Here is an 11,496-nt window from a genome sequence, read left to right as displayed (position 1 = left end):
AACCTCAACAGATGCCGGTGGGCGTCAGGATCGTGACAGCTTCTTGTTCGCGTAACGGGTCAGCCAACCCGGCGAGAACCGGGAGGCGATGGTCATCACCTTGGTCTGCTTCCCGACGGGGAAGTGCACCTGGTGGATGGCGCGCCGCAGCCGCGACGGTTCGATGGCCTCGAGGATCGCGTCGGCGATGTCCTGTGCGGTCAGCCGGATGCCGAGCGAGTCCGTCGTTCCGGTCTTGACGTCCTGGGTCATCGCCGTCTGCACATATAGGGGCCACATCGCGATGACCCGGATGCCGTAGCGGTTCCACTCGATGTCGAGCGCCTCGGTGATCCCGCGGACGAAGAACTTCGTGGCGCTGTAGTTGGCCAGCTCGGCCTGACCGTAGATCGCCGACGCGGAGGACAGGTTCACCACGACCGAGTTCGGGGTCTTACGCAGGTAGGGGTACGCCGCATATAGACCGTTGACCACACCCTTGGCGTTGATGTCGATCTCCTTGTGGTGGCCGGCGATGTCCATTTCCTCGAAGCGACCGGCGCGCAGGATCCCCGCGTTGTTGATCATCACGTCGAGCCGGTCACCGGCGGCCTCGGCGAAGTCCCGCACCCTCGCGGCCATCTCGTCGGGGTCGGTGACGTCGAGGTGGCCGGTGTGCACGACACCGCCCAGCTGCTCGATGTCGTCGGCCAGCGACTTGAGCCCGACTTCGTCGATGTCGTAGCCGCCGACGACGAATCCGTTGCGGGCGAACGTCAGCGCCGTGGCTCGCCCGATACCGGCGGCGGCCCCGGTGATGAAAACGGTCTTACCTGAGGGGGAGGGTTTCGTCATCACCTCTTCATACCCGCTTCCGCGACCCTGACATCAGGACGGTGGTGACAAAGCCAAGGTGAGCGCTCGCCGCATGGGCTATCCGACTCGCACCTTGTCGCCGATACTGACGGCGCCGACGGCGACCACCTCGGCGTAGACCCCCGCACACGGCGCCTTACCGAAGCCCGGCACCTCGACGCGATTGTGGTCCAGCAGGTACCGCACGGCATCCGGAAGTCGTTCGGTCGCACCATGTCGCAGTGTCGGGACGGCGCAGCGTGGGGTGGGCAGGGTGACGCGTAGCGTGGCCTCACCGAGCTGGATTTGGGCTCCCACCCATTCGTTCTCGACGAAGGGCTCGGACCCGACGTCGATGACAACGTTGGGTCGGTACCGCAGCCCCTCAGCCGCGCCCACGCCGATCGCGTCGAGCGTGGCAGTGGTGATCAGATGCACCGGCGAGTGGTCGACGAACGCGCCGCCGGGTGCACCCTGCCCGAGTTCGAGCAGCACCGGTTCGAACTCGGCGTCGATGCCGTGTGCGAGCACCTCCATCGGATCGGAGCGCTCGAGAACCACGCCGGCAGCCCGCTCGTCGGCGACATGCACTGTGCGCCCGAGCAGTTCGGACAGCGGCTCGGCCGCCTCGGTGACCGGCATACTTCGCCCGTCGGGCAGGGTAACCGTGACGCTTCCGTCCTCGCCGGTCGTCGACGCGCACTGCAACAGGGTGCTCCATCGCCGCGGGTGCTTGGCGGTGGCGACTCGTCCGGTCTCCTCGTCGATGAGGGCGTACCGGCGGTCGCCGTCGATGCCCAGCGGCCCGATCCGGACCCGGTCGCGTACTTCTCCGAGCATCGATTTCACGGGGTAGCGCTGCAGTGCGGACACCCGTCCGGCCATGTCGCTCAACCGATCTCGATTTCGTCGGGACGTGGGGAAGCGGTGGCCTCACCAGAGGTCAGATGTTCGAGCAGGCCGGTGATCTCGAGGACGCGGTCGAGCTGTCGTGGCCGATTGTCGAGGTGCAGCACGACACCGGAGCGTGTCACCTCCCGGTGGATCACCAGCAGCGCCGACAGCCCGGTGGAATCGAGGAACGCCAGCTCGGTGAAGTCGAGGTGCAGGTCTTTCACGCCGGTATTGGTGGCGAGCATTTCGGAGACGGCATCCACCAGGGACGCGGTGTGTCCGTAGTCGAGGTCGCCCGCGACGTGGATGCGTGCCGAGGGAATCGTGACGTCAGACTTCAAGGTGAGCTTCATGCGATCGATGTGGTGTCGGAGGCCAGGGTGGTGCGCGCAGCGGCCAGGTGGCGCTGAGCTCGGGGAAAGTCTTGCAGCTGAGCGGACAGCAGCTCCAGTGCGGGGATCAGCGAGGCCGCCGGTACGTCACGGGAACTGAGCACCTCGGCCGTCCACACGATGAACCCGGTGAACAACTCGTGGTCGTCGATATAGAGCGCGGTCGCGAGGAAGTCGACGATGTGCGCGATGTCCTCGGTGGTGTGTTCGCGTTGCGCCTCGCTGTAGTCCCGCATCGCGGGGAAGCGGTTCTCCAACTCGGCGACGGTGGACTTGACCAGTTGCGGTTTGGCGGTGCTGATCATCGAGTACTCCTGGTCGGCCAGGTGCGGTAGCTGGTCCGCCGCCTGCCGGTTCGGGGTGAGGCGTAGTCGACCGATGTCGGCGCGCAGGCACTGCGCGGCGGCCCGGGCATCCGGTGCCCACGCGTCGGCACCGAGAAGCCGTGCGTAGCGGCCGTCGGGGCCGAACGCGGCGCCGCCGACGAGCACCGAGACGCCCGCGGCCTGGCACGCCGTGATCGCGGCGTGCGCGGTGGGCAGGCGAGTGGGGATCGAGCACGACAGCGCGACCGCGTCGGGTGCGTGCTGATGCAGATGCGCGATCAGGTGCGGAGTCGGCACCTGGGCGCCGAGAAAGTCCACCCGCCAGCCGCGCAGGCGCAGAACTTCCGCGAGCAGCCGGGCGGGAAGCGCGTGCCATTCCCCGTCCACGCAGGCCACGGTGACCCGCCCGGCCTCGTCGGTGGATTCGCCGGAGCGGTGCTGCGACAGAGCCGCGATGACGCGGTCGTTGATCGCGGTGGCCGCGTGCTCCTGGGCGACGGTGATCCGGTTGGCCGCCCATTCCGCGCCGACCCTGCGTTGGACGGGCGCGATCACCTCGAGTAGCGCATCCTCGGGCGTCAGTCCTGCGTCCACCGCCGCGAAGAGGACTGCAACCGCGGCCTGTTCGTCACCGTCGAGCGCCGCTTTCCACAGTCGCTCGCGCACCGCTGCGGGATCGGTCGCGGCTGTTCCCGCGCCGATGTCCGGTCTGCTCACGCTATATACCTGCCTGCAGTGTGGCCGTCGACCGCACTGAGATGTGTCCGGCGCGGCGCCGTGATGGCCACGACGGCCATGTCGTCGTGTTCCCGATCGGTTACCCACTGCGAGGCAAGCATCATCATCCGCTCGACAACCGCTTCGGCGGGCAGCGCCGCGCATTGCGCCAACGCACCGATCAGGCGTTCTTCGCCGAAGGCCTCCTGGCCGAGTGGGCCGCCGCGGGCTTCGGACAGGCCGTCGGTGTAGAGCAGGCATGTCTCGCCGGGGGCGAGCGAGACCTCCGTCGAGCGCGCTTTGAACTGGGGCAGCGCACCGACCAACATTCCACGGGTGTCCGTCTGCTCCACCGTTCCGTCGTTTCGCACGATCAGCGGGGGTGGGTGCCCGGCGCAGGTCAGCCGCAACTTCAACTGACCGTCGCGGTGCGCGACGGAGGCGAGCACCACGGTGGCGAAACGGCTGTTGTCGGGGGTCAACAGCGCGCTGTTGAGCAGCTTGAGCACCGCCTCGTGCTGATCGGCCAGTGGCGCGAGCGCCTGCAGCGTGTTGCGGATTTTGCCGCTGAGTACCGCGGCCTCCAGGCCCTTGCCGCAGACGTCACCGAGGACGACAAGGGTTTCGCCGTCGGCGTCCACGGCGGGATGGACGTCGTAGAAGTCGCCACCGACCAGCTCGTGGTCTGCCGACGCGCGGTAGCCGCCTGCGAGCTCGAAATCCCCATTCGGCGTCAACGCAGGGGGCAGCAGTTCGCGCATCAGGGTGCGGGTGATCGCCGACTGTTCGGCATACAACCGCGCCGCGGAGAGCGCCGCGCCCGCGCGTGACGCGAACAGCCGCGCGAACCGTTCCTCGTTCTCGCTGAATGCCGTGTGCGAGTCGCGGCGCAACAACACGAGTGCGCCTGCCGGAACGCCGTGGCCGGGCAGCGGTGTGATCAGGACCGATCCGACCTGCCCGACGAAGTGCGAGGGAATCAACCAGTCGGGCACCGACGCGGGGTCGATCCAGCGCGACGGGACCGGCGGGAACCCGCGAAGCGCCTCGCTGAGGCCCGAAACCTCGGCGGGGTCGGCTTCCACGCTGCGGTGTTCTGCGGCGCCGTCGGCTCCGCTGCAGACGATCGGCATCCGCTCACCTCTGACGGGTGCGACGACCACCGCGGCGTCCGCCAGGTGACGCTCCGCCATCTGCGCCGTCGTCTCCATGCAGCGCTCGAAGTTCAGCGAGGCCATCAGCACCGCCGAGACATCGTCGAGAAGCGCAGCGCGCTCGCGTTCCCTTGCCAGTTCCTCGTGCGCATCCCGCAGCGTCCGGTGGGTGTCTTCGACCAGCCACCACGCGACCTCACCGCCGGGCAGCGCCGAGGGGCGTGCCTCGAAATTGCGTCCTGTGAGCTCCCCCATGGTCGACGCCTGCGCGGCGTCGGCGGACTGGTCTCGCAGAAATCGGACATGCGCGTACGTCAACCACGGCGGCGCAGTGTCGGCGAACCTGGCCCCGACCTCGGCGTCCGGCAAGAGGGACCGCGCGGAGTCGCTCAGCCCGCGAATGACACCTGAGCGGTCGACCATGACCACGGGGTGAGGAACGGCCTGCCAGCCGGCAGCTTCACCCGGCGCCTCGGTTCCCACGCTTCTGTCGCTGGTCATCGGTCACCGTGGAAATCCACGTCGGAACTGGAAAGCATCACACCCCTGCAGACAGGCGAACTTACTGCGAGGCGTGGGCTCAGCCCCTGAATTGAAACCGACTCTACCCTGCACCGCTGCGAGTCGTTCCGAAACATCGTCGCGGCTGCGTATCTAAAAGGCGCTACTTACTAAAAAGCGATGACCCCACGGATGTTGCTCCCGGATCTCAGATCCTTCATCGCCTCGTTGATGTCGTCCAGCTTGTACTTCTGAGTGATCAGTTCGTCGAGCTTGAGAGTGCCCGCCTCGTACATCGACAGCAGCCTCGGCATGGCTTCGCGCGGGTTCATCTCGCCGTAGAGCACCCCCTTGAGGGTCTTACAAGAACTCACCATGTCGGGCAGGCTCAGCGGGACCATCAAGTCGCTGACCTTAGCCATGCCGGTGAGGACGCAGGTGCCGCCCTTGCGCAGCAGCATCAGCGCCACCATCACGAGGTCGGCCGGCACAACTCCCGGCGTCAGTACGACGCGGTCGGCCATGACGCCCCAGGTGATCTCCTTGACCAGTTCCAGGGCGGCGTGGGCGTCGACGGCGGTGTGCGTGGCGCCAAAGGTGGGAGCGATCTCGCGTTTGAACTCGTTCGGGTCGACGGCGACGATGTGCTTGGCGCCGGCGACCTTGGCACCCTGCACGGCGTTCATGCCGATGCCGCCCACACCCACCACCACGACGGTGTCGCCGGGTTCAGTTCCTGCCGCCACCGAGCCGGAACCGAAACCTGTTGTGACACCGCAGGATACGAGGGAGGCCGCTTCCAACGGCACCCAGTCGTTGATCTTGACCAGTGAGCGCTCGGACGCGACCACGAATTCGGAGAACGTGCCGACCTGCATCATCGCCATCAGGTCTTCGTCGCCGACGTGGCGCCTGCACGTGCCGTCGGTGGTCATGGCCTTGCTGTAGATGTCGGCGCCGACGTCGCACAGATAGGTGTGTCCGGTCACGCACCAGCGGCAGGTTCCACAGGCGGGAAAGAACGAAACCGCTACGTGGTCACCGGGTTTGAGCGCCCTCACCTCGGGGCCGACTTCTTCGACGATGCCGGCGCCCTCGTGTCCGCCGAGCATCGGGAACCACTCCGGCACCGTCACGCCGGAGGCTCGCATCAGCTCTTCCATCTCTGGACTGGGCACGCTGTCGCCGGTGTAGAAGTGTTCGTCGGAATGGCAGATCCCGGCGTAGGCCATCTTGACCAGAACCTCACCGGCGCGGGGCGGGTCGAGTTCGATGTCGGTGACTTCCCAGTCGATGCCCACACCGCGCAACACGGCCGCACGTGATTTCATCTACGCCTCCTTCGGCCAGCCGACAGTCTTGGTTTCGGTGAAGATTTCGAGGCCTTCGATGCCGCACTGCCGTCCGATGCCGGATTGCTTGTAGCCGCCGAAGGGGGCGTCTGCGCCATACCAGAGACCGCCGTTGATTCCGAGGGTTCCTGTGCGGATCCGGCTCGCGACCGACTTGGCCCGGTCCAGGTCGTTGGCGAATACCACGCCCGACAAGCCGTAGATGGAGTCGTTGGCGATTCGCACCGCATCGTCGTCGTCGTCGAATCCGATGACCGACAGCACCGGGCCGAAGATCTCCTCCTGGGCGATCGTCATCCGGTTGTCGACATCGGCGAAAACCGTTGGCTCGACGAAGAAACCCTTCTCGAGGTGCGAAGGAACGTTGCCGCCGGTGACGACCCGTGCCCCTTCCTGCTTACCCTTGGCGATATAACCCATCACCCGGTCCTGCTGGCGCTTCGAAACCTGAGGGCCTTGCAGCACGGAGGGGTCGGTGGGGTCACCGTACTTGTTCTTCTCCATGGCGACCTTGACGATCTCGACCGCCTCGGCGTAGCGACTGTGGGGCACCAGCAACCGGGTCGGCATGGCGCAGCCTTGCCCGGCATGCATAGATATGAACGCGCTGCCGCCCACCGATGCACTGATGTCGCCATCGTCGTCGAGCACCAGATACACCGACTTGCCGCCGAGTTCGAGGAATGTCGGTTTGACGGTGTCGGCGGCGGCCTTCATGATGCGCCGGCCGGTCGCCGTCGACCCGGTGAAGGCCACCATGTCGACGAGGGGAGAGGTCGAGAGCACCTCGCCGACCAGATGATCCGACGAGGTGACGATGTTGATCACCCCGGGCGGGATGTCGGTCTGCTCGCCGATGATCCGGCCGATGCGGGTGGCGTTCCACGGGGTGTCGGGTGCGGGCTTGAGCACCATCGTGTTACCCATCGCGAGAATCGGCCCGATCTTGTTGAGGATGATCTCGAACGGAAAGTTCCACGGCGTGACGACGCCGACGACTCCGACAGGTTCCTTCCACACTTCACGGGCAGCGAGGGTGCCCATGCCGAACGCATCCTTGTCGGGAAGTGTTCGCCTCCAGGGGAACTGGCTGATCATATCGGCCGGCCAACCCAGGGCTTCCTTGAGCGGCACGTCGAGCTGTGGTCCGAACGTGCTCAGCAGCGGGCAGCCGGCCTCCGCGATGAGCTCGCTGCGGATCTCCTCGCGTTCGGCCTCGAGCGCCGTCTGCAGTTGACGCAGTCCGGCAGCACGGGCCTGTCCGTCTCGCGACCAGTCGGTGTGGTCGAACGCGTGGCGGGCGGCCGCCACCGCCCGTTCCATGTCGGCGCGGGTGCCGTCGGCGGTGCCGCCGAGGACCTCCTCGGTCGCGGGGTTGACGTTGTCGAACTGCCGGCCTGTTTCTGATTCGACGAGCTTGCCGTCGATGAGCATGCGCGATTCGTGTGTCACCGAGTGTCCTTCACCACTGTCGAAGTTCGGCCACCGCGCCCGACGGTCTGGGAGCCAGTGTCAGGTAGGGGATGAAACTGCTGTTTCCGCAACGAAGTACGTTGTGCACGACGTCAACGAGGTGATCGGCCTCCACCAGACCGCCCTGCATCTCGCCGCGATCCATCCACAACCGGATCGCCTTTTCCATTGCTTCGGGATCCCAGGTCTTGTTGAACTCGGTCTGCGAGTCGCCTTCGCCGCCGAAGCAGTCGCCGACGGCCAGGCGGGTGAAGCCGATGTTGGGGTGTTCGATCCGCCAGGCCTCGACCAATTTGTCCAACGCTGCCTTCGATACCGCGTAGGCACCCAGCAGGGGCCACGGGGCGGAGTAAGAAGCGCTGAGCGACGAGAGGTAGACCGCCGAACCCGCGTCGGCGGCGAGATGAGGTGCAGCCGCCGCGGTGATGAGCGATGCACCGGTGACGTTGGTGGCGAAGAGATTCGCCCATTGCTCGGCTGTCACGTCGGTCAGCGGGGCGAGAATACCGACGCCGGTCGTGTAGACCAGCGCGTCGAGACCGCCGAATTCTTCGACGACGGCTGTCATGGCGCGTTGACAGGCATTCGCGTCCGTGACGTCACACGCGACGGCCACCGCACCGCTGCCCGCCTCCTTGGCGGCGTTCTCGAGGCGGTCACGACGCCGCGCGAGGAACGCGACCCGGGCACCCTGCTTCGCGAGCCCGACACCGATGCAGCGGCCGAGACCCGCAGATGCTCCGACTACGGCGACTCGCAGTGGTGGCGCGTCTGGCATCAAGTCTCCTTCAGACATGGGCGAAGCAACATTATCAGTTAGGTAGAAGAACAATAATCAAAAATGGAAACGCTCATTTCCATACGGTAGGCCATCATCCTGAGTCGCAAATCAACCACTACTACCGCCTGACCACTTTGCGCGGCTCCGTAGCGAAGCTGAGCAGAAGCCGGTCGAGAATCCGTGCCGCACGACTGCGTGCTCGGCCGGGGCTCTTGGCGTGCGCCACCAGAAGCGCGCCCTCCTCGAGCGATGCGACGAGCATGTGCGTGAGCTCGGCGACGGGCAGATCGTCGATGCTGCCTTCGGCGATGGCGTTGCGCACCATCTCGTTGATCAACGCGATGCTGTTGTCCTCCTGGATCGCGCGAAGTGTCCGCCAGCCCAAGACGACAGGCCCGTCGACCAACATGATGCGCTGCACTTCGGGTTCGAGTGCCGACTCGAGAAAGCCGTGAAGGCCTGCGCAGAGTCGCTCCCACGAGTCCGCGCCGCGCGGCGGGGAGGACAGCGAACGCAATGTGAGGTCTCGCTCGACCTCCTCGAACACCGCGCGGAACAGTTCGGCCTTGTCCTTGAAGTGGTGATAGAAAGCGCCGCGGGTGCCGACGCCAGAAGTCGTGACCAAGTCGCCGATGCTGGTGTTGAAGTAGCCCTTCTCCACGAACAGGACGCGACCGGCGTCGACGAGGTGGCGGCGGGTTTGATCTCCGCGAGCGCGTCGTTCGGATTCCGTGCCACCACGCTTGGCCATAGGGGCATCCTAGCGACATTCATTGTGTATGTTGCGGGGATGGCAGAGGAACGGGCCCGCGCATACGGTTCGGTGGCCCCGCTGAAAGTCGGCCTGCTCAACGACTATCCGACCAGGTCCAGCACCGAGGACGACACGCTGGACACGTTGCGGCTGGTGTTCGAGGAAGCGGGCTCCGCCGGGCTTGTCGACCGGCCGATCGAGGTGGTGCGGCGCGACGTCATCGGCCTGCCCAATGGCACATACCACGCCGTCGAACGCGGTTACGACGAGCTGGTCGCCGAAGGCTGCCTGGTGATCTTCGGTCCGTACGTCTCCGATAACGCGGTGCCGCTGTCCGCGCACGCCGCCCGCGTTGCCAAGGTTCCGAATCTCATCCTGTCGGGATCGGAGGAGGCGCTGGGGGAGTGGACGTTCGCGCTCAACAACGGATCGATGCCCGAGGAGCCGGTCATGCTCGCCGCGGTGATGCTCGGCGATGGAAGGTCGCGTATCGCCATCGCGTATGAGGCCTCTCTAATCGGCAAGGAGTATCTGGCGTTCGCCGGGAAGGCGTATTCCGCAACGGGATTGAAGGTTGTCGCCACGGTGGCCATCCCTCAGGTCGAAGCGGACAAGACGGCGGTGGTCGCCGAACTCCGAGCCACCCGTCCCGATGCGCTTGTTCACGTCGGATTCGGCCACGGGTTGTGGGGCTTCTCGGACGCCCTGGAGAGTGCCGGCTGGGATCCGCCGCGCTACACCACGACGGCGTTCGAGATGGCGCACATCAACGCCGAGTGGATGCATCACCTGCGCGGCTGGATCGGTCTCGATAGCTACGACGAGCGCAACCGTGTCGGTCAGGCGTTCCTGGACCGGTTCGAGGCACGCTACGGCCGCCGACCGGCACACTCGATGCCGGGACTGTGCCACGACGTCGCGACCGTGATCGCCCGGGGTCTGGCGGCGGCGAGGCCGCTGACCGGTGAAGGGGTCAAACACGGAATCGAGCAGGTGAAGCTCGTGCCGTCGGCGAGTGGAGCCCCAGGGACGTTCCTCCGGTTCGGCCGTTACATCAGGCAGGGTTGGCTGGGCTCCGACTACCTGATCGCGCGGCGAGTGCTACCGGATGGAAGCCGACACGTGTTCCACGCGGCGCCGAGCGACAACATCTCACGTGCGGTCGGTTCGGACACCCGCCGAAACTGAGCTTTTGTAGCAAAATCGAGCGGAACTTCGTGTATTTCTTCAGTTTCGGCGCCCGCTCCCCAGCTGGATCGCGCCGAACACCGGCGCCGTGACGATCCCTGGTGGCTGGGATCTCACGTAGGGGATCGCCCGGACGGCGCCCATCGCGATCATCAGATGCCCCGGTTGCGCGTGCTGCCCGCTGGGCTCCCGGCCGTCCCAGCCGACGTCGAGCGCGAGCTCGAAACTCGGTTCACCCTTGATGACCGCGCGGATCAGCGGCGCCTTCTCGCCTGGCGCGAGCGGTTCGAGTCCCCACTGCGGCAGATCACGGGTGAGCACCCATTCCTCGTGGATCGCCAACAGCGGGCGGCCTGCCCAGTGCCCGACCCATGAGAACCGTTGACCGACAACCGTTCCCGCCTCGATAGTGCCTGCCGGCACCTCCAGGTCGTGCGGAAGCGTCGTGGCATCGACGGAAACCTCGACGTGCGACAGTGTGACGCCGAGAACGTCGGCGGTGGCGTTGAGCGCCTGACGGTAGGCCATGTCGAGCTTCTGGATGATCGGCGAGTCGACGCTGACGTCTTCGGGCGGTCTACCCATACCCATGAGATCGACGAGCATCGGTCGGCTGTCGACCGCCGAGACGTCGGTCGCTTCGTAAAGGTCGATTCGATCGATCGACTTGCTCAGTCCCGTCACGGTCGCCACCAGGCGTTCGAACATGAACCCCGGATTCTCTCCCGCGGCGTGGAAGCGGGACTGTCCAGCGCGACATGCTTTGACGAATGCCTCCTCGGTCTCGGCGCCGTAGGTGGGCAGGTGGTTGTAGGACGTCGTCGTGATGACGTCGGTGCCCGCCGCGAGCAGTCGGCAGATGTCGTCGGCGTTGGTGTCGACGGCATGGGCCTTGCTGGCGGTGTGGATGACGACGTCAGCACCGAGTCCGAAGATCTCGTCCTTGTCGGTGGTGGCGAGCACGCCCGTGGTCGGCGGGAGGCCGCACAGTGCGCCGACATCCAACCCCTCCTTGGCCGGGTCGTACACCAGGACGCCGACCAACTGAAAATCAGGGTTCTCGATCAGTTCGGCCAGTGCAGCGCGACCGACGGCGCCCGTGGCCCATTGGACGACTCGAGTTACCAATC

The 11,496-nt window shown here is 66.0% G+C and carries 11 protein-coding genes; 1 reads left to right on the top strand and 10 read right to left on the bottom strand.

Going from position 1 to position 11,496, the window contains the following annotated elements:
• Positions 1-24: 24 nt before the first annotated feature.
• The 9 genes from CEX88_RS05285 to CEX88_RS05245 all read right to left on the bottom strand — a co-directional run bounded on the left by CEX88_RS05285 (position 25) and on the right by CEX88_RS05245 (position 9,175).
• Positions 25-834, bottom strand: a complete 810-nt coding sequence (locus CEX88_RS05285; RefSeq protein ID WP_094292830.1) for an SDR family oxidoreductase — start codon at positions 832-834, stop codon at positions 25-27.
• Positions 835-912: 78 nt separating this feature from the next.
• Entirely contained in the window at positions 913-1,719 is an 807-nt protein-coding gene (locus tag CEX88_RS05280) for an MOSC domain-containing protein (protein ID WP_094292666.1), read from the bottom strand.
• Between the two features lie 5 nt (positions 1,720-1,724).
• The gene (locus CEX88_RS05275; RefSeq protein ID WP_066847985.1) at positions 1,725-2,081 is read right to left on the bottom strand and encodes an STAS domain-containing protein; all 357 of its coding nucleotides are present in this window, start codon (positions 2,079-2,081) and stop codon (positions 1,725-1,727) included.
• Positions 2,078-3,163, bottom strand: coding sequence for a cobalamin B12-binding domain-containing protein (locus CEX88_RS05270; protein WP_238381956.1), 1,086 nt, complete (start codon positions 3,161-3,163; stop codon positions 2,078-2,080). Before CEX88_RS05270 ends, CEX88_RS05275 begins: the two co-directional genes overlap by 4 nt.
• On the bottom strand, positions 3,160-4,818 hold the full coding sequence (locus tag CEX88_RS05265) for a PP2C family protein-serine/threonine phosphatase (RefSeq protein ID WP_094292665.1): 1,659 nt from the start codon (positions 4,816-4,818) through the stop codon (positions 3,160-3,162). Before CEX88_RS05265 ends, CEX88_RS05270 begins: the two co-directional genes overlap by 4 nt.
• A gap of 170 nt (positions 4,819-4,988) precedes the next feature.
• On the bottom strand, positions 4,989-6,149 hold the full coding sequence (locus tag CEX88_RS05260) for an NDMA-dependent alcohol dehydrogenase (protein WP_094292664.1): 1,161 nt from the start codon (positions 6,147-6,149) through the stop codon (positions 4,989-4,991).
• On the bottom strand, positions 6,150-7,604 hold the full coding sequence (locus CEX88_RS05255) for an aldehyde dehydrogenase family protein (RefSeq protein WP_094292828.1): 1,455 nt from the start codon (positions 7,602-7,604) through the stop codon (positions 6,150-6,152).
• Between the two features lie 28 nt (positions 7,605-7,632).
• Positions 7,633-8,421, bottom strand: coding sequence for an SDR family oxidoreductase (locus CEX88_RS05250; protein ID WP_094292827.1), 789 nt, complete (start codon positions 8,419-8,421; stop codon positions 7,633-7,635).
• A gap of 121 nt (positions 8,422-8,542) precedes the next feature.
• Positions 8,543-9,175 (bottom strand): TetR/AcrR family transcriptional regulator, encoded by a 633-nt coding sequence (locus CEX88_RS05245; RefSeq protein WP_094292663.1) that lies wholly within the window; start codon positions 9,173-9,175, stop codon positions 8,543-8,545.
• Between the two features lie 39 nt (positions 9,176-9,214).
• Between CEX88_RS05245 and CEX88_RS05240 the strand changes: the two genes are divergently transcribed.
• The gene (locus CEX88_RS05240; protein WP_094292662.1) at positions 9,215-10,366 is read left to right on the top strand and encodes an ABC transporter substrate-binding protein; all 1,152 of its coding nucleotides are present in this window, start codon (positions 9,215-9,217) and stop codon (positions 10,364-10,366) included.
• Positions 10,367-10,405: 39 nt separating this feature from the next.
• Here CEX88_RS05240 and CEX88_RS05235 read toward each other — a convergent pair whose 3' ends face one another.
• The gene (locus CEX88_RS05235) at positions 10,406-11,494 is read right to left on the bottom strand and encodes an NAD(P)H-dependent amine dehydrogenase family protein (RefSeq protein ID WP_094292661.1); all 1,089 of its coding nucleotides are present in this window, start codon (positions 11,492-11,494) and stop codon (positions 10,406-10,408) included.
• Positions 11,495-11,496: the final 2 nt, after the last annotated feature.

Source organism: Mycobacterium neumannii, from assembly GCF_002245615.1.
In the GTDB taxonomy this organism is placed as follows: domain Bacteria; phylum Actinomycetota; class Actinomycetes; order Mycobacteriales; family Mycobacteriaceae; genus Mycobacterium; species Mycobacterium neumannii_A.
The sequence above is the reverse complement of the archived record's forward strand: the minus strand, read 5'-3'. Positions and strand labels throughout refer to the sequence as shown.

Bases quoted from the DNA above. Each gene is read 5' to 3' on its own strand.
- CEX88_RS05265 (WP_094292665.1), bottom strand. From the start codon at position 4,818: ATGACCAGCGACAGAAGCGTGGGAACCGAGGCGCCGGGTGAAGCTGCC.
- CEX88_RS05260 (WP_094292664.1), bottom strand. From the start codon at position 6,149: ATGAAATCACGTGCGGCCGTGTTGCGCGGTGTGGGCATCGACTGGGAA.
- CEX88_RS05255 (WP_094292828.1), bottom strand. From the start codon at position 7,604: ATGCTCATCGACGGCAAGCTCGTCGAATCAGAAACAGGCCGGCAGTTC.
- CEX88_RS05285 (WP_094292830.1), bottom strand. From the start codon at position 834: ATGACGAAACCCTCCCCCTCAGGTAAGACCGTTTTCATCACCGGGGCC.
- CEX88_RS05245 (WP_094292663.1), bottom strand. From the start codon at position 9,175: ATGGCCAAGCGTGGTGGCACGGAATCCGAACGACGCGCTCGCGGAGAT.
- CEX88_RS05240 (WP_094292662.1), top strand. From the start codon at position 9,215: ATGGCAGAGGAACGGGCCCGCGCATACGGTTCGGTGGCCCCGCTGAAA.
- CEX88_RS05250 (WP_094292827.1), bottom strand. From the start codon at position 8,421: ATGCCAGACGCGCCACCACTGCGAGTCGCCGTAGTCGGAGCATCTGCG.
- CEX88_RS05275 (WP_066847985.1), bottom strand. From the start codon at position 2,081: ATGAAGCTCACCTTGAAGTCTGACGTCACGATTCCCTCGGCACGCATC.
- CEX88_RS05280 (WP_094292666.1), bottom strand. From the start codon at position 1,719: ATGGCCGGACGGGTGTCCGCACTGCAGCGCTACCCCGTGAAATCGATG.